This window comes from Agromyces albus, from assembly GCF_030815405.1.
In the GTDB taxonomy this organism is placed as follows: Bacteria; Actinomycetota; Actinomycetes; order Actinomycetales; family Microbacteriaceae; genus Agromyces; species Agromyces albus_A.
The window spans coordinates 3,005,720-3,022,089 of record NZ_JAUSWX010000001.1 but is presented as its reverse complement, the minus strand read 5'-3'; the positions used below and the strand labels follow the sequence as shown (position 1 = coordinate 3,022,089).

At 69.2% G+C, this 16,370-nt stretch carries 13 protein-coding genes and 1 pseudogene; 6 read left to right on the top strand and 8 right to left on the bottom strand.

All coding sequences use genetic code 11. The annotated features are described in order from the left end of the window. Nucleotides 1-9: 9 nt before the first annotated feature. On the bottom strand, nt 10-2,067 hold the full coding sequence (locus QFZ29_RS14330) for an ABC transporter ATP-binding protein (protein WP_306896736.1): 2,058 nt from the start codon (nt 2,065-2,067) through the stop codon (nt 10-12). Between the two features lie 62 nt (nt 2,068-2,129). Continuing rightward, on the bottom strand, nt 2,130-3,863 hold the full coding sequence (locus QFZ29_RS14325) for an ABC transporter ATP-binding protein (RefSeq protein ID WP_306894718.1): 1,734 nt from the start codon (nt 3,861-3,863) through the stop codon (nt 2,130-2,132). A gap of 263 nt (nt 3,864-4,126) precedes the next feature. Here QFZ29_RS14325 and QFZ29_RS14320 point away from each other — a divergent pair, with 263 nt between their 5' ends. Further along, nucleotides 4,127-7,156, top strand: coding sequence for a DEAD/DEAH box helicase (locus QFZ29_RS14320; RefSeq protein WP_306894717.1), 3,030 nt, complete (start codon nt 4,127-4,129; stop codon nt 7,154-7,156). Nucleotides 7,157-7,166: 10 nt separating this feature from the next. On the opposite strand, the gene QFZ29_RS14315 is transcribed toward QFZ29_RS14320, so the two are convergent. Continuing rightward, nucleotides 7,167-7,823, bottom strand: coding sequence for an NAD(P)-binding oxidoreductase (locus QFZ29_RS14315; RefSeq protein ID WP_306894716.1), 657 nt, complete (start codon nt 7,821-7,823; stop codon nt 7,167-7,169). A 98-nt stretch (nt 7,824-7,921) separates the two neighbouring features. Between QFZ29_RS14315 and QFZ29_RS14310 the strand changes: the two genes are divergently transcribed. Next, on the top strand, nt 7,922-9,571 hold the full coding sequence (locus tag QFZ29_RS14310; protein ID WP_306894715.1) for an acyl-CoA dehydrogenase family protein: 1,650 nt from the start codon (nt 7,922-7,924) through the stop codon (nt 9,569-9,571). A gap of 55 nt (nt 9,572-9,626) precedes the next feature. On the opposite strand, the gene QFZ29_RS14305 is transcribed toward QFZ29_RS14310, so the two are convergent. The 3 genes and pseudogenes from QFZ29_RS14305 to QFZ29_RS14295 all read right to left on the bottom strand — a co-directional run bounded on the left by QFZ29_RS14305 (nt 9,627) and on the right by QFZ29_RS14295 (nt 12,573). Next, entirely contained in the window at nt 9,627-10,823 is a 1,197-nt protein-coding gene (locus QFZ29_RS14305) for an MFS transporter (protein WP_306894714.1), read from the bottom strand. Between the two features lie 85 nt (nt 10,824-10,908). Continuing rightward, nucleotides 10,909-11,286 carry a cyclophilin-like fold protein gene (locus QFZ29_RS14300; protein WP_306894713.1) on the bottom strand — a complete coding sequence of 126 codons (378 nt, stop codon included), beginning with the start codon at nt 11,284-11,286 and terminating at the stop codon, nt 10,909-10,911. Between the two features lie 269 nt (nt 11,287-11,555). Next, nucleotides 11,556-12,573 (bottom strand): annotated as a pseudogene (locus QFZ29_RS14295) (zinc-dependent alcohol dehydrogenase family protein). Nucleotides 12,574-12,703: 130 nt separating this feature from the next. Here QFZ29_RS14295 and QFZ29_RS14290 point away from each other — a divergent pair. After that, nucleotides 12,704-13,642, top strand: coding sequence for a helix-turn-helix transcriptional regulator (locus QFZ29_RS14290; RefSeq protein ID WP_306894712.1), 939 nt, complete (start codon nt 12,704-12,706; stop codon nt 13,640-13,642). 37 nt (nt 13,643-13,679) lie between these two features. Here the strand turns inward: QFZ29_RS14290 and QFZ29_RS14285 are convergent, their stop codons facing one another. Together QFZ29_RS14285 and QFZ29_RS14280 are read right to left on the bottom strand one after the other, a co-directional pair. After that, nucleotides 13,680-14,651 (bottom strand): N-acetylglucosamine kinase, encoded by a 972-nt coding sequence (locus QFZ29_RS14285; RefSeq protein WP_306894711.1) that lies wholly within the window; start codon nt 14,649-14,651, stop codon nt 13,680-13,682. 12 nt (nt 14,652-14,663) lie between these two features. Further along, on the bottom strand, nt 14,664-15,113 hold the full coding sequence (locus QFZ29_RS14280; protein WP_306894710.1) for a MarR family winged helix-turn-helix transcriptional regulator: 450 nt from the start codon (nt 15,111-15,113) through the stop codon (nt 14,664-14,666). Nucleotides 15,114-15,217: 104 nt separating this feature from the next. Between QFZ29_RS14280 and QFZ29_RS14275 the strand changes: the two genes are divergently transcribed. From QFZ29_RS14275 to QFZ29_RS14265, 3 genes are all read left to right on the top strand, one after another. Further along, nucleotides 15,218-15,640, top strand: coding sequence for an SRPBCC family protein (locus QFZ29_RS14275; protein ID WP_306894709.1), 423 nt, complete (start codon nt 15,218-15,220; stop codon nt 15,638-15,640). A 74-nt stretch (nt 15,641-15,714) separates the two neighbouring features. After that, a complete protein-coding gene (locus tag QFZ29_RS14270) occupies nt 15,715-15,933 on the top strand; it encodes a hypothetical protein (protein WP_306894708.1) in 219 nt (72 codons plus the stop codon). A 66-nt stretch (nt 15,934-15,999) separates the two neighbouring features. Continuing rightward, a complete protein-coding gene (locus QFZ29_RS14265) occupies nt 16,000-16,272 on the top strand; it encodes a hypothetical protein (RefSeq protein WP_306894707.1) in 273 nt (90 codons plus the stop codon). Nucleotides 16,273-16,370 lie beyond the last annotated feature (98 nt).

Sequence of the window (16,370 nt, the reverse complement as noted above, 5' to 3'; positions counted from 1 at the left end):
CCGGTCGCCCTACAGTTCGGCGCTCTCGGCCGCGGCCTCGGCGACGGCCTCGAGCGGAATCGGGCCGTCGGAGGTCACCACCTCGCCCTGCTCGGCCGCGAGCTCGGCGTCGAGGTCGGTCGCCGCCTGCTCGAACTGCGAGTTGTAGAGGCGGTAGTACGCGCCCTTCGCGGCGATGAGCTCCTCGTGCGTGCCCTTCTCGACGATGTCGCCGTGCTCCATCACGAGGATGAGGTCGGCGTCGCGAATCGTCGAGAGCCGGTGCGCGATCACGAACGACGTGCGGCCCTCGCGGAGCGCAGCCATCGCGTGCTGCAGCAGCAGCTCAGTACGGGTGTCGACTGAGGAGGTCGCCTCGTCGAGGATCAGCACCGACGGCTGCGCCACGAACGCACGGGCGATCGTGATGAGCTGCTTCTCACCCGCCGAGACGTTCGACGCCTCTTCGTCGAGCACGGTGTCGTAGCCGTCGGGCAGCGAGTGCACGAAGCGGTCGACGTACGTGGCCCGAGCGGCATCGAGGATCTCCTCATCGGTCGCCGACTGGCGCCCGTAGCGGATGTTCTCGCGGATGGTGCCCGCGAACAGCCACGGATCCTGCAGCACCATACCCGTGCGGTAGCGCACGTCGTGCCGCGTGAGCGACGCGATGTCCTGCCCGTCGAGCAGGATGCGACCACCGTCGAGCTCGTAGAACCGCATGATGAGGTTGACGAGCGTCGTCTTGCCGGCACCCGTCGGGCCCACGATCGCGACCGTCTGGCCCGGCTCCACCCGGAACGACAGGTCGCGGATCAGCGGGCGCTCCGGCGTGTACGAGAACGACACGTTCTCGAACTCGATCGTGCCGTCGCCATCGACCGGTGCCGGGGCATCCGCTGCCTCGGGCTCCTGCTCTTCGGCGTCGAGCAGCTCGAACACCCGCTCGGCCGACGCCGTGCCTGACTGCACCACGGCGGCCATGCCACCGAGCTGCGAGAGCGGCTGCGTGAACTGCTGCGAGTACTGGATGAACGCCTGCACGTCGCCGAGGCGCAACTGGCCGCTCGCGACCATGAGACCGCCGAGCACGGCGATGCCCACGTAGGTGAGGTTTCCGATGAACATCATGCCCGGCATGATGATGCCCGACAGGAACTGCGCCTTGAACGCCGACTCGTACAGTTCCTCGTTCTCTGCGCGGAACTTCTCGCTCGCGTCGCGCTCGCGGCCGAAGACCTTCACGAGCGCGTGGCCCGAGAACGACTCCTCGACGCGGGCGTTCAGTCGGCCGACCTTCTTCCACTGCACGCCGAACGCGGCTTGCGACTTCGGACCGATGATGCCGAAGATCACGCCCATGAGCGGGAGCGAGATGAGGGTGACGAGCGTGAGCTGCCACGAGATCGAGAACATCATGACCATCACGCCGACGACGGTGAGCACGCTCGTGAGCGCGCCCGAGAGCGACTGCTGCAGCGTCTGCGTGATGTTGTCGATGTCGTTCGTGACGCGCGAGATGAGCTCGCCGCGCTGCACGCGGTCGAAGTAGCTGAGCGGCAGCCGGTGCACCTTCGCTTCGACGTCTTCGCGCAGGCGCCACACTGCCCGCACCATGATGACGTTGATCACGTAGCCCTGAACCCACGACAGGAGGGAGGCGACGATGTAGAGCATCAGCACCGCGATCACGATCTGGCTCAGCGCGACGAAGTCGATGCCCTCGCCCGGCGTGAGGTTCGCGGCTGCGACGATGTTCGCGAAGTCCTCCTGACCCGACGCCCGCAGCTGCTCGACGATCTGCTCCTGCGTGACCCCCGCCGGCAGCTGGAGCGAGATCCAGCCCTCGAAGATGAGGTTCGTCGCCTCGGCGAGCACCTTCGGCGCGATGACGGTGAGCACGACGCCGATGGCGCCGAGGAGCGAGACGAACGCGAACGACCACTTCCACGGGGCGAGCAGTCGCAGCATGCGGCGGAAACTCGCGCCGAAGTCCTGCGCCTTCCCGGGTGCGACGCTGTCCCATGAGCCCGAGTTGATGCGCGCCTCTTCGGCGAGCTCGTGCTCGATGCGCTCCTCTTCGGTCATCGGCTTGGGTTCTGCCTGGCGGCCACGGCCGCGGCCGCGGCCATTCCTCTTGGTGTCGGTGCTCATGCCGTGGCCTCCACTCCGAGCTGCGATTCGACGATCTGGCGGTAGGTCTCGCTGGTTGCGAGGAGCTCGTCGTGCGTGCCGATGCCGACCATGCCGCCGTCGTCGAGCACGACGATGCGGTCGGCGTCGGTGATGGTCGAGACGCGCTGTGCGACGACGATCTTCGTCACGTGTGGCAACTGCCGCCACAACGCCTGTCTCAGCCGAGCATCGGTGGTGAGGTCGAGCGCCGAGAACGAGTCGTCGAACACGAGGAGGTCGGGGTTGTGCACGATCGCGCGGGCGATCGCGAGGCGCTGGCGCTGCCCGCCCGAGACGTTCGTGCCGCCCTGGGCGATGCGGGCGTTGAGCCCGCCCTCCATGTCGGCGACGAAGTCGCGGCCCTGCGCGATCTCGAGCGCGTGCCAGAGCTCGGCGTCGGTGGCCTCCTCGCGTCCGAATCGCAGATTGGATGCCACGGTGCCGGCGAAGAGGAACGGACGCTGCGGCACGAGACCGATGGTCTGCCACAAGCGATCGAGTTCGGCCTCGCGCACGTCGACGCCATTGACCCGAACCGAGCCCCCGGTCGCATCGAACAGACGTGGGATGAGCGAGACGAGCGTGGTCTTGCCCGCGCCGGTCGAGCCGACGATCGCGACCGTCTCGCCCGGGTCGGCGCGGAACGAGATGCCCTCGAGCACCGAGTGCTCGGCGCCGGGGTAGGCGAACGCGACGTCGCGGAACTCGACGGACCCCACCTCGGGGAACGTCGTCACGGGGTTCGCCGGCCGCGTGAGCGTCGACTCGCTCGCGAGCACCTCGCTGATGCGCTCGGCCGACACGGCCGCGCGCGGGATCATCATCGTCATGAACGCGGCCATGAGCACGCCACCGAGAATGAGCCCGACATACTGCATGAAGGCGAACAGGGTGCCGATCTGCACGCCACCGGCGTCGACCTCGATCGCGCCGAACCAGATCACGCCGATGATCGTCACGTTGATCACGAGCATGAACAACGGGAACAACGTGACGAACAGGGTGCCCACGCGGCGCCCGACGTCCATGATGTCGGTGTTCGCGCCGCGGAAGCGCTCCTCCTCGATCGGCTCGCGCACGAACGCGCGCACGACGCGGATGCCCGTGAGCTGCTCGCGCATGATCCGGTTCACCGCGTCGAGCTTCACCTGCAGGCTGCGGAACAGCGGCACCATCCGGCCGAGCACGATGATCGCGACGAGGAGGATCGTGAGCACCGACGCGCCGATGAGCCAGCTGAGGCCGACGTCTTGCGACAGTGCCAGCACGATGCCGCCGATGGCGAGCAGCGGTGCGCTGACGAGCATCGTCGCGCCCATCATCGCGAGCATCTGCACCTGCTGCACGTCATTGGTGTTGCGGGTGATGAGCGATCCGGGCCCGAACTGCGAGACCTCCCGCTCGGAGAACGCGCTGACCTTGTCGAAGACGTCGTTGCGGATGTCGCGGCCGGCGCGCATCGCGGCCTTCGCGGCGAAGTAGGTCGCGACGATCGCTGCGACGATCTGGCCGAGCGAGATCGCGAGCATGAACAGGCCCGTCGACCAGATGTACTCGGTGTCGCCTTTCGAGACGCCGTCGTCGATGATGTCGGCGTTGAGGCTGGGCAGGTAGAGGCTTGCGAGAGCCGAGATGAACTGGAAGACCAGCACGCCGAGCAATAGCCAGCGTGACGGCTTCAAGTAGCGGACGAGGAGTTTTCCGAGCATCAGTTCTCCGGAACTGGGGGTGGTGCGAGGTCCACGGATGGCGTGGCCGACACTCGAATGCGTGCGGCGTCCACGCCGGTGAGCGGCGACGCACCCCCATGCGTCGCAGCCGATTGAGCCTCCCACGAGCACCAGGGGTCGTCAAGTTGATCCGACCGTCCGATCGCCTGATCGGGCGCGATTTCGCTCAGAGCGTGAAACGTTCGATTCTTCCGGCGGATGCCCCGTGAAGCAGCGTCGGTGGCGCGTGCGAGCATGGGGAGGTGACCGCCGACCGACAGCTCCCAGCGGCAGCCGAGGTCGACCGGTCGAGCGGCGGATGGCGCGACGCCGTGGCGGCGTTGTCGCCGCGTGAGGCGGCGGATTCCGCCGAGGGCAGGCACGACGATTCCGCGGCATCTGCTGCTCCGCGTCGCCCGCTCGCACTGCAGTTCGAGTTGCGTCACCGCATCGTGCGCCGGCCCGGCAGCTGGCAGGGCCCGCGCGACGAACCCGCTCGCGATGTGGCATCCGTCGACCGGTTGGCGGTGCGTCCGGTCACGTCGGGCACTCGCGGCTGGATCAAGTCGGGCATCACGTGGCAGAACGTCGGCTACCAGGCGAGCGCGGGCGGGTTCGACCCGGCCCAATCGCGCTGGTTCGGCCAGTTCGCGTTGCTCAAGGGCGGCACGCCGGGCGTGTACAACATGTACGGCTCAGAGTGGATCACGCTCGACGAGTTCGAGAGTCCCCTGCTCTGGGCCCTGCTCGCCGAGGCCGGCCGGCTCGGCATCGCGCTCGTCGGCTCCGAGGCGACTCCCGTCGTCGTCGTGGGCGAGCTCGCGTCGATCGCGCTCGACGCAAGGGTGGAGCGAGCGGATGCCGCGATCGGCGACCTCACGCTCACGCCCACCGTCACCGTCGACGGTGCGCCCACCCACGCGACCAACGCCCGACTCGTCGCGGGCCACGGCCTCTACCGCTTCGACTTCGCGAGCGGCACGATCGAGCTCGCCCCCATCGCCGCGGCACGCGGCCGTCAGCTCAGCCCGCTCGGCGCAGCGCAGCGCACCGCGGTCGAGCACGCGCGCACCGTGCGCGTGCCGGCCGCCGAGCTCCCCGAGTTCCTGCGCGCCCACTACCCGACGCTCGCCCGGGCGCTGCCCGTCACGAGCCGCGACGGCAGCTTCCACCCGCCGGAGCCGCCCCCGGCGACTCTCGTGCTCACGGCAGGCTTCGAGCCGGGCGACGTGCTCAGGCTCGATTGGCACTGGGAGCACGGTGACGGACGGCAGAGCGCGCTCGCGGCATCCGACGACGACTTCATCGACCCCATGGCCGACCGCGCCGTCGCCGACGAGGTCGCCGAACTGCTCGGCGAGCCCGCGGCGCCCGTGGTGCTGCGGGGCATCGACGCGGCCGAGTTCACGGCCGAGGTGCTGCCGCTGCTCGAGGGCGTCGATCGCGTGCGCGTCGACGTCTTGGGCGAGCGACCCGACTATCGCGAGGCGACCGCGTCGCCGAAGCTCACCGTGACCACGGTCGAGTCGCTGCGCACCGACTGGTTCGACCTCGGCGTGATCGTCACGGTCGACGGCAGGAAGGTGCCGTTCGGTCCGCTGTTCAAGGCGCTCTCGAAGGGCGCGAAGAAGCTGCTGCTCGTCGACCGCACCTACCTCTCACTCAACCAGCCGGTGTTCGAGCCGCTGCGCGAGCTCATCGAAGAAGCCGGCACGCTCGCCGAGTGGGAGGCGGGCCTGCAGATCGACCGCAGCCGGGCGAGCCTCTGGTCGGAGTTCGAGGACCTCGCCGACGTGAGCGAGCCCGCGCTCGCCTGGCGTGAGACCGTCGCCGGGCTGAACGGCGGCACCGTCGAGCAACTGCCGCCGCCCGCCGGGCTCGCGCTGCCGTTGCGGCCGTACCAGCTCGATGGGTTCCGCTGGCTCGCGTTCCTCTACCGGCACCGGCTCGGCGGCATCCTCGCCGACGACATGGGACTCGGCAAGACCGCCCAGACGCTCGCGCTCATCGCGCACGCCGTCGAGGAGGCGAGCGCAGCGGATGCCGCGCGCCGCCCGTTCCTCGTCGTCGCCCCCACCTCCGTCGCCTCGAACTGGGCGAGCGAGGCCGCACGCTTCACCCCGGGCCTCCGCGTCGCGACCGTCACCACCACCGAGGCGAAGGGCACGACGAGCATCGCGGATGCCGCCGCAAACGCCGACCTCGTCGTCACCACCTACGCCGTCCTGCGCCTCGAGGCCGCCGCGTTCGCCGCCCTCGAGTGGGGCGCGCTCGTGCTCGACGAAGCCCAGTTCGTGAAGAATCCGGCGACGAAGGTGCACGAGGCGGCCCTCGGCATCCGTGCGCCGTTCCGTCTCGCGGTCACCGGCACGCCGATGGAGAACAACCTCGGCGAGCTGTGGGCGCTGTTCAACATCGTCGCGCCGGGCCTATTCCCGTCGGGGCGGGCGTTCACCGAGCGCTACCGCCGGCCCATCGAGCAGGACCGCAACGCCGATCGGCTCGCGACGCTGCGCCGACGCATCCGACCCCTCATGCTGCGCCGCACGAAAGAGCTCGTCGCCCCCGAGCTGCCGCCGAAGCAGGAGCAGGTGCTGCACGTCGAGCTCGGCGCCCGGCACCGCCGCCTCTACGACACCTTCCTGCAGCGCGAACGGCGCAAGCTCTTCGGTCTCATCGACGACCTCGACCGCAATCGGTTCATCGTGTTCCGCTCGCTCACGCTCTTGCGCATGCTGAGCCTCGACGCGTCGCTCATCGACCCCGAACGCTACGCGAGCATGCCGTCCGCCAAACTCGACGCGCTCTTCGAACAGCTCGACGACGTGCTCGCCGAGGGGCATCGCGCGCTCGTGTTCAGCCAGTTCACGTCATTCCTCGGCCGCGCAGCCGCCCGCCTCGACGCGGCCGGCGTCAGCTACGCCTACCTCGACGGTTCGACCACGAAGCGCGACGAGGTCATCGAGCGGTTCCGCAGCGGCGAGGCATCCGTCTTCCTCATCAGCCTGAAGGCCGGCGGGTTCGGACTGAACCTCACCGAGGCCGACTACGTCTTTCTGCTCGACCCGTGGTGGAACCCCGCGAGCGAGGCGCAGGCCGTTGACCGCGCGCATCGCATCGGGCAGGCGAAGACCGTGATGGTCTACCGCATCGTCGCCGCCGACACGATCGAGGAGAAGGTCATGGAGCTGAAGGCGCGCAAGGGCGAGCTCGTCGCGTCGATCGTCGACGACGACGCGCTCTTCAGTGAGGCGCTCACGGCCGACGACGTCCGCGGGCTGCTCGGGCCGTGAGGCGGCGCGCTCAGCCGAGTGCGGTGAGCGCCTCGACGATCGGCTCGTCGCCGCTCACGAGCTCGAACTGCACGCGCACCGCGAGGCCGTTCTCGAGCACCGCGGCGATCACGGCCGCGACATCCGCTCGGGGGATCCGTCCGCGCCCGACGGGCGTGCCGACGCGCACGAGCCCGGTCGGCGGGTCGTTCGTGAGGGAGCCGGGGCGCACGATCGTCCAGTCGAGGTCGCGGTCACCGTTGCGCACCGCGGCATCCGCTTGGCTCTTGGCCTTCAGGTAGATCTGGAAGATGTCGTCGGATGCCGCGTCGAAGCGGTCGACGTTGATCGCCGACACGATGACGAGTCGGCGCACGCCGGCAGCGTCGGCGGCGTCGGCGAGCAGGATCGCGGCATCGCGGTCGACGGTGAACTTGCGCTCGGCCGAGCTGCCGGGGCCGGCGCCCGCGGCGAACACGGCCGCGTCGGCGCCCGCGAGCACCTCGGCGAGCTCGCGGACCGAGGTGTGCTCGAGGTCGAGCACCACGGCGGTCGCGCCGGCCGCCTCGACGTCGGCGCGGTGATCGGGATCGCGGATGATCGCCAATGGTTCATGCCCGCCGTCGGCGAGCAGGCGCTCGAGGATGAGCGCGATCTTCCCGTGGCCCCCAGCTATGACGACTCGCATCGCCACAGTCAACGCTGCGGCGGCCGATGCCGCAAGCGACGGAGTCATCTCATCGTGTCGGCGGATGACTCGAACGACGAGAATGGCCCCGGAGGTCGATGATGATCAACACGCACGAGGTCGAGAACCAGGTGCCGCCGCGCGAGGACGTCGACGAATTCACGTCGAACGCGCCGCTCGTCGAGGCGGTCGAACGATGGGGGAGGCCCGCGGCCGCCGCTGCCCTTCGTGAGACCGGGCAGCTCGTCGGCACCGCCGCCTTCCAGCACGACGCCGAGCGGGCGAACACGCACCCGCCGATCCTGCACACGCACGACCGATGGGGGCGCCGCGTCGACGAGGTCGAGTACGACGACGCGTACCACCGCATCCTCGACGCGGCCGTGGGCGCGGGCGCGCACACGTCGGCGTGGGCCGATCCCGGTGCGGGCGCGAACGTCGATCGCGCCGCGACGTTCTACCTCTTCGCGCAACTGGAGCCCGGGCACGCGTGCCCCGTTTCGATGACCCACGCGGCGGTGCCGACGCTCGCGCTCGCGGCATCCGGCCTTCGGGATGAATGGATGCCGCGGCTGCTGAGTCGGGAGTATGAAGCGGGGCTGGGTGGGGGTGGTGCGAAGGCGTCGGCGCTCGTCGGCATGGCGATGACCGAGAAGCAGGGCGGCTCCGACGTGCGCGCGAACACCACGCGAGCCGAGCCGACCGGCGCCGACGACGGGTGGGGCCGCGAGTTCGCCCTCACGGGGCACAAGTGGTTCTGCAGCGCGCCGATGAGCGACGCGTTCCTCGTGCTCGCGCAAGCGCCGGGCGGGCTCAGCTGCTTATTCGTGCCCCGTTTGCTGCCCGACGGGACGCGGAACGTGTTCCGCATCGAGCGCCTCAAGGACAAGCTCGGCAACCGGTCGAACGCCTCGAGCGAGATCGAACTCGCCGGAACCAGCGCTTGGCTCGTCGGCGAGGAGGGCCGCGGCGTCGCCACGATCGTGCAGATGGTGACGCGCACGCGCCTCGATTGTGTCATCGGCACGGCGGCCGGCATGCGGCAGTCGGTCGCCGAGGCCGCGTGGCATGTGCGGCATCGCAACGCGTTCGGATCGCTCCTCGTCGACCAGCCCGCGATGGCGGCCGTCGTGGCCGAGCTCGCACTCGAATCCGAGGCGGCGACGCTCACGTCGATGCGCCTCGCCCGCGCGTACGACGACGATGCGGATGCCGCCGAGCAGGCCTTCCGGCGCCTCGCGACCGCCGTGTCGAAGTACTGGGTCTGCAAACGGGGGCCGGGCCACGCCTACGAGGCGCTCGAGTGCCTCGGCGGCAACGGCTACACCGAGGCGTTCCCGCTCGCGCGGCGCTATCGCGAGCAACCCCTGCTCGCGATCTGGGAGGGATCGGGCAACGTCATCGCCCTCGACGTGCTGCGGGTGCTCGCCCGCGAGCCCGAGGCGTTCGAGGCCTTCTTCGACGAGGTCGGGGCCGCCGCGGGGGAGCATGCCGGCTTCGACCTCGAGCTCGCCGAGGCGCAGTCCGTGGTTCGGGAGATCTCGGCGGATGTCGCGGGCTCGGCGGCCCGGGCGAGGGAGCTCACCGAGCGGCTCGCCCTGGTACTGCAGGGAGCATTGCTGCTCCAGCACGCTCCGAGCGAAGTGGCGGACGCCTTCGTGCGCACACGCCTCGAGGGCGCCGGCGGCATGCTCTACGGCGCGCTCCCTCCTGGCGTCGACACGGCGGCGCTGCTCGCGCGGGCGTAGCGAACCGCGGGCACGATGGGTGTGAAGCGCGCCGTTCGAGCTCCTATTCGCTGCGTCATCTGGCTGGGAAGGCTGAGTGGCGCCCCCTGTACGCGATGCCGAGGAGCAGGATTGCGAGCCCGCTCATGACCATCGGGAGCATCAGGCCGTCGAAATTGTCGACGAGGGCAGCGCCGAGCACGCCGGCCGCGAAGATCGCGAGGTTGAACGAGACCGGCAGGAAGGCGTTCGCGACGTCAGCGTTCTCGCCGCTCAAGTCGCTCATCGCGGCCTGCATCTGAGCGGGTGCGCCCCCGAAGGTGATGCCCCACAGGGTGATCGCCACGAGCACGGCGACGATCGACTGATGACCGAGGAACAGGACCACTCCCGCGGCGGCGAAGAGGGCGATGCTCGTGAAGAGGAGAAGTCGTCGATGGCGGTCGATGATCGCACCGGTGACCGCGATGCCGATCACTGACGCCATCCCGAACACGACGAGCGCGAGTTCGACGGTGGGCCCTGCGCTGGCAGTTCGAAGGTAGGGAGCGATGTAGATGTAGGTGGTGCTGTGGGCGAGCATCCAGACGAAGACCACGGCGAGGATGGCGGCGATGCCGGGGATGCCGAAGACCCGACGGAGCGGGAGGCGGGACGTTGCGGCCTGACCGGATGCCCCGGGGATGAACGCGACGGCCAGCGCGATGAGGATGAGCGTGAGGATCGAGAGTCCTCCGAACGACCATCGCCAGTCGAGGTTGGTTCCGACCCAGGATCCGATCGGCGTTCCGAGGGCGATGCCGATCGGGGCTCCCGCGGAGACGATTGCGAGCGCGCGGCCGCGGTGTCCTGGCGCGGTGATGCGAAGCGCGTACCCGGCGAGCATTCCCCAGAGCATCCCGGAGAACGCGCCGGCGACGAATCGCGCCGCGAGGGAGAGCGCGACATCGGTGGCGAGCGCCGTGACGGTGTTCACGACGAGGAACCCGGCGATGCCGATCAGGAGCAGGCGCTTTCGACGCATGCCACGGGTGAGGGTGATGGCCGGGATCGTCGCCACGACTGTCCCGAGGGCATACGCGCTGACGAACTGTCCTACGGTTCCTTCGGACGTGTCCATGCTCGCCGCCATCTGGGGCAGCAGCCCAGCAGGCATGGTCTCGGTGGAGATGAGGACGAACCCGAGAAGGGCCATCACCGACAGGGCCGCCCAGGGCAGGCGTTCGGCTCGGACGGGTGTGGCCGTCTGATCGGGCGCGATTGTCACGTTCACTTCGTTCCATTCCTTGGCGGGCGATACGTCATACGGAACCCCCCTCGTTCGTTCGCTGCCGGAAGCGCTACCCCGCCCCGCACGTTCAGCCTGCAAGGTTCAGGGTGGCGGTGAAGTCGGAGTTGAGGCCGCGGATCCGAGTGAGGTCGTCAAGCGTGCCGATCCTGACGATGCCGTTGAAATAGCCCACAGGTTCGTAGTAAAGGACGAGGGCTTGCCTCGGGGCGTAGTACCCGATGGTGAGCGGGTCAGCATCGTCTCCGGCGGGCACCCCGTCGAGCGAGAGCGGTGTGGGGAGGTCTGCGATCTTTTCCTGGCCGCCGTAGTCCGTGAATGAGAGCGTGAGGGGAAGCTGATCGATCAGTGACCGTGAGGCTGCGTTGTCTGCCAGATTCCCGGTGAGCACTGTTCGGTCGATGGTGATCGTAATGGTGGTGCCGTCTGTTGGAGGCTGCTGAGTCATGTTTTCGCTGGCTCCTGGGATGGTCGAGGTTGGGGAGGGGGTTGAGGTCGGGGTCGAGGGAGACGTCGGGGATGTACTGGGCGTCGCTGAACGCGTTGGGTTGTCGATGGGTGCAGTGCATCCGGTGAGGGCAAGGAGGACCGCCAGCGATCCTGCGATGAGGAGCTTTCGTCGCATCGTTGTTTCCTTCTCTTGGACTGGGGTGCTTGAGCCTGCGAAGGGTCGCACCGGCCGCCGAGGGGGTGCGGCGCCCGGTGCGACCCGGAGCGTCACGGCCGAAGCAGTGCCTTGATGGCGCGTCGTTCGTCCATGGCCTTGTAGCCCTCTGCGGCTTGATCGAGCGGGAGTTCGAGGTCGAAGACCTTGCCGGGTTCGATCTTCCGGTTGATGATCAGATCGATGAGCTCCGGCAGGTACTGCCGGACGGGGGCGGGTCCGCCATGCAGGTTCACGTGTGAGAAGAAGAGCTCCTCGCCGGGCAGCTCGACGCCGTGAGCGACGCCGACGTAGCCGACGTGCCCGCCAGGCCGGGCGGACCGGATCGCCTGCATCATCGACTCCTGAGTGCCGACGGCCTCGATGACCGAGTGCGCACCGAGACCGTTGGTGAGCTCCTTGATCTTCGCGACGCCTTCGTCTCCGCGCTCGGTGACGATGTCGGTCGCGCCGAACTCCCACGCCAGCTTCTGACGGGGCTCGTGACGGCTCATCGTGATGATCCGCTCGGCGCCGAGCTGCTTGGCGGCGAGGACGCCAAGAAGACCCACGGCACCGTCGCCAACCACCGCGACGATCTTGCCCGGCCCCCGCTTGCGCCGCCACGGCTCCGAACCAGCCGGTGCCGAGCACATCCGAAGCGGCGAGCAGGCTCGGAACCAGGTCGGGATCGGGCAGTTCCGAGGTGGCGACGAGGGTTCCATCGGCCAGCGGGACCCGCATCAGCTCGGCTTGGGCGCCTTGGACCCCCTCGCGGTGCACGCACGAGGTCTGGTAGCCGGATCGGCAGATCTCGCAGGTGTTGTCCGAGGCGAAGAATGATCCGACGACGAACTGACCGGGCGTGATCGTCGTCACCTCGCTGCCGACCTCCTCGACGATGCCGGCGTACTCGTGCCCGATCGGGGTTGGTCCGTTGGTCGCATCGATGCCGCGGTAGGGCCAGAGGTCCGACCCGCACACGCACGCAGCGGACAGCCGGATGATGGCGTCGGTCGGGGCCAGGATGCTCGGGGCCTCGCGATCTTCGACACGGATGTCGCCGGGACCGTGAAGTACTACACCACGCATGATTCTTCTCCTTGGCTGTCGTTCGCGTCAGTCTCAAGAGAACGGCATCCCAGACTGTCGAGGGAGGCCCTGCTGTGAGGCGTACTCGCAGGGCATCCCTCCCGGAGCGGCACGGGCGTACTGTCATTGCATGGACAATCGCAATGAGGTCCGCGAATTCCTCGTCTCGCGGCGGGCCAAGGTGACCCCGGAAGACGTCGGCCTGCCAGCCGGCGGCAACCGCCGCGTCCCGGGCCTGCGCCGCACCGAGGTCGCAACACTCGCCGGCGTCAGCATCGAGTACTACTCGCGTCTGGAACGCGGCAGCATCGCCGGTGCGTCGCCGAGTGTGCTGGATGGAATCGCTCGCGCACTCCGGCTGGATGACGCAGAGCGAACCCACCTGTTCGATCTCGCCCGGGCAGCCGACGGCACCGCGGCGATCACACGACCGCGCCGCAGAACCGGGAAATCCTGGACCGTCCGACCCAGCCTGCAATGGGCGCTGGACGCCGTCGTCGCCGGGCCCGCCTTCGTGCGCAACGGCCGGATGGACCTCCTCGCGATGAACGCCCTCGGCCGGGCGTTCTACTCCGAGGCGTTCATCGACCCCCAACGTCCCGTGAATCTCGCACGCTTCGCCTTCCTCGACGACCGTGCACGGCAGTTCTACCGGAATTGGGAGTCCATCGCCGACATCAACGTGGCGATCCTCCGCACCGAGGCCGGCCGCGACCCGCACGACAAGGAACTTCATGACCTGGTCGGTGAGCTCTCCACGCTCAGCGAGGAGTTCCGCCGACGCTGGAGCGCGCACAACGTGCGCGACCACGGAACGGGAGTCAAGCACTACCACCACCCGATCGTGGGCGACCTGAGCTTGGCCTACGAGGGTCTCGAGATGGCCGCCGAACCAGGCCTCACCTTGACCATCTACACCGCAGAGCCGGGGTCGCCGTCCGAAGAGGGACTTCGACTCCTCGCATCCTGGGCCGCATCACAGGCCGCGGAATCGGATGCACAAGCGTTGCGCCCGACGGGAGCCGCCGCCGATCCGGGGAAGCGTGACGGACACTCAGTGGACCGGTAAGAACAGAAACGAAGTTGGGGCGCCGTTCCTCTCGCCGTCAGTGAACCCAGAGGAACGGCGGATGCCCCGCTGGCGCGTCACCCGACGCGACGAGTCTCGCGAGCCGCACCGCGCCGTCGAGCGGCGTGCCGGCCGGATCGATGAGTGATGCGTCTGGCGCGAGGCGCACGAACTCGGCCTCGAACCCGGCGGTGAACGCACCGCCGGCCTTGAAGACGCCGCCGACACCCGACGCGCGCCAGGGCAGTCGAGGGTCGAGCGCTGCGGCGAGCGTGCCCGCCACGAGCGTCCCAGCGGTCGACATGATGCGGGTCGCCACGGGGTCGCCGATGCCGGCGAGCGCGGCGACATCCGCCGCGAAGCCTGCGAGGATCGCGCCGCGGTCGTCGCGCGTGGAGAGCTGCGCGGGCCACTCGGGCGCCGGGCCGAAGCGAGCGACGGCCGCGGCAAGGAGTGCCGCGGCATCCGTCGTCACGCCGTCGTGCGTGAGGATCGCGGCCTTGAGTCCTTCGATGCCGACCCACGCGCCCGAGCCGCGATCGTCGTAGAGGTGGCCCCAGCCACCGACCCGCCGCCAGATCGAGCGGAGGTCGGTGCCGATCGCGATCGTGCCGGTTCCCACGGCCACGACCGCGCCGCCCGAGCCGGCGAGTGCGCCGAGGTGCGCCGTGACGCCGTCGATCGCGAAGGCGACGGGAGCGCCTCCGGCCGCGGCGCTGAGACGCGGAAGCTCGACGGCCGGGTCGCCGGCGAGCGAGGCGATGCCGGTGGCGCCGATGCCGATCGCGGCAAGCGGGGCATCCGGCCACTGCACGCGAACCGCGGAGATGAGCCGTTCGGCGACTTCGAGTGTGCTCGTGCCGCCCTCGGCGATGCTGCGAACCCCCGGCAGCAGGCGGCGCGAGGAACCGAGCGGGGCGCCGGCCGGCTCGAGTGCGGCGCGGCTGCCGGTGCCGCCGATGTCGATACCGAGCACCCAGGGTCCGGGTTCGGAGATCCGTTGCACCATGCCGGTCATTCGTCAGCCGCCGAATCGCCGCTCGAGGCTCGCGGCCGAGGGCGATTCCCCGAGCACCCGCTGCAACGCCTCGAGCAGGCGGGCGGCATCGCGAGAGCCGATGCCGTCCTCGAGTAGCGCGTCGATCTGCGCCGTGGCCTTGCGCACGCGGGGGAGCAGCGCGTGGCCCGATTCGCTCAGGCTGAGCTCGATCGATCGGCGATCGCGGGAGCTCGGCATCCGTTCGACCCACCCGCGCGTGACGAGCAGGTCGACGGCTCGGCTCGGGCTGCCGACCTCGCACACGATGAGCTCGCCGAGCGTGCGCAAGCTGATCGGGCCGCGCTCGCCGAGCACGGTGAGGATCTCGGATTGCGCGGGCGTGACGCCCAGCGGCCGCAGCCGCTCGGCGAGCAGCCGGTTGCCCTCGCGCTGCACGGCGAGGATCGTCAGCCGCAACTGCTCGAAGTTCATCGCCGCCTCCACGCTCAATTGTCACGCTGCACTTGTGTCGAGTATATCGATGATGTATCACTGAATTACACGTAATCCATGATGTGTCATCTAAGGAGCTCGCGATGTCCGCCCTTCACTCCAGCACCGTTCAATTGCCGGCGACGGATGCCGCGGTGCTCGCGGTGCTCATCGACGCAGGCGGGTTCGCCTCGTGGAACCCCGCCCTCACGTCCGTCGACTGCCCAGATCCCGTTGCCGTCGTGGGAGCCGCATACCCCGCCACCGTGCGAGGCGTCATTCCGGCGACGTTCACGTACGAACTCATCGAGCCGCGGCGCGTGGTGCACCGGCTCGCTTTCCGCGGCTTCGAGGAGCTCGGCGAGTGGGAGCTCGAGCCGGCTGGCGACGGCGCGACTCGCGTGACGCACTCGTTCCGTCAGACCGGGCCCGTCGCAGCACTGATTCCAGCCGGTGCCGCCGGCGTCGCGGATCTCCGCACCGGCCGCCTGCGCGACGAGGTGCAACGGCGGTCGAGCGTGGGCTGAAGGTGCCACGTCGGCCCGCTTGGTCTCGGCGTTGCAACGACCCGATGTCGGACCCCCGGCGTACCGTGGCGCACATGACGAACCAGATGCAACACAACCTCGAGCGCGACGTGCTCGACGAGCCGTGCCCGCGCTGCGGGTCGGTTGCCGTTCGCGTCGGCGTCTACGTAACCCTTGTCGAGAACCCGGCGACGGATGCCGCGGCCGACCCGTTCGCAGGCGACAGCCCGCTCTTCGACTGCCGCGATTGCGGGTTCGAATGGGGCGAGCTCGTAGCCGACCTCATGCGCTGACCTCTGCGTCGAATTCTCCGTCGTGCGACGGAGGCATATGGCGCCCGCGATTCCTAGGCTCGACCTATGACTGATGATCAGAAGCCTCGCCCGATATCGCAGCTGGGCGCCGCGTGGGGCCTTGGCCTCGCGCTCGGCATCGGGATCGGCGTCGCTCTCGGAGTAGCCCTCGGCAACACTGCTCTGGGCATCGGAATGGGCATCGGCGTCGGATTGGCCCTGGCAATCGCGTTCGGTGCGACGAAGAAGGCGCCGGGTGCCGCATCCGCAGCCGGTGCGGCCGCCTCTCCCGACGCGGAAACCGACACGCCTGAACCGCCGGCCGACGGCCCGCGCTGACCGCTCGCTGCCCGCTCGCTGCCCGCTCGCCGCCTGTGGATAACAGGCGAAATCGCCCTTCCGCTCGCCTAGGGTATTCGCCATGCCCCGTTCTCGCC

Excerpts from the sequence above, each read along its gene's own strand:
- QFZ29_RS14330 (WP_306896736.1), bottom strand. The coding sequence starts at position 2,067 with ATGACCGAAGAGGAGCGCATCGAGCACGAGCTCGCCGAAGAGGCGCGC.
- QFZ29_RS14325 (WP_306894718.1), bottom strand. The coding sequence starts at position 3,863 with ATGCTCGGAAAACTCCTCGTCCGCTACTTGAAGCCGTCACGCTGGCTA.
- QFZ29_RS14315 (WP_306894716.1), bottom strand. The coding sequence starts at position 7,823 with ATGCGAGTCGTCATAGCTGGGGGCCACGGGAAGATCGCGCTCATCCTC.
- QFZ29_RS14310 (WP_306894715.1), top strand. The coding sequence starts at position 7,922 with ATGATGATCAACACGCACGAGGTCGAGAACCAGGTGCCGCCGCGCGAG.
- QFZ29_RS14300 (WP_306894713.1), bottom strand. The coding sequence starts at position 11,286 with ATGACTCAGCAGCCTCCAACAGACGGCACCACCATTACGATCACCATC.
- QFZ29_RS14290 (WP_306894712.1), top strand. The coding sequence starts at position 12,704 with ATGGACAATCGCAATGAGGTCCGCGAATTCCTCGTCTCGCGGCGGGCC.
- QFZ29_RS14285 (WP_306894711.1), bottom strand. The coding sequence starts at position 14,651 with ATGGTGCAACGGATCTCCGAACCCGGACCCTGGGTGCTCGGTATCGAC.
- QFZ29_RS14280 (WP_306894710.1), bottom strand. The coding sequence starts at position 15,113 with ATGAACTTCGAGCAGTTGCGGCTGACGATCCTCGCCGTGCAGCGCGAG.
- QFZ29_RS14275 (WP_306894709.1), top strand. The coding sequence starts at position 15,218 with ATGTCCGCCCTTCACTCCAGCACCGTTCAATTGCCGGCGACGGATGCC.
- QFZ29_RS14270 (WP_306894708.1), top strand. The coding sequence starts at position 15,715 with ATGACGAACCAGATGCAACACAACCTCGAGCGCGACGTGCTCGACGAG.
- QFZ29_RS14265 (WP_306894707.1), top strand. The coding sequence starts at position 16,000 with ATGACTGATGATCAGAAGCCTCGCCCGATATCGCAGCTGGGCGCCGCG.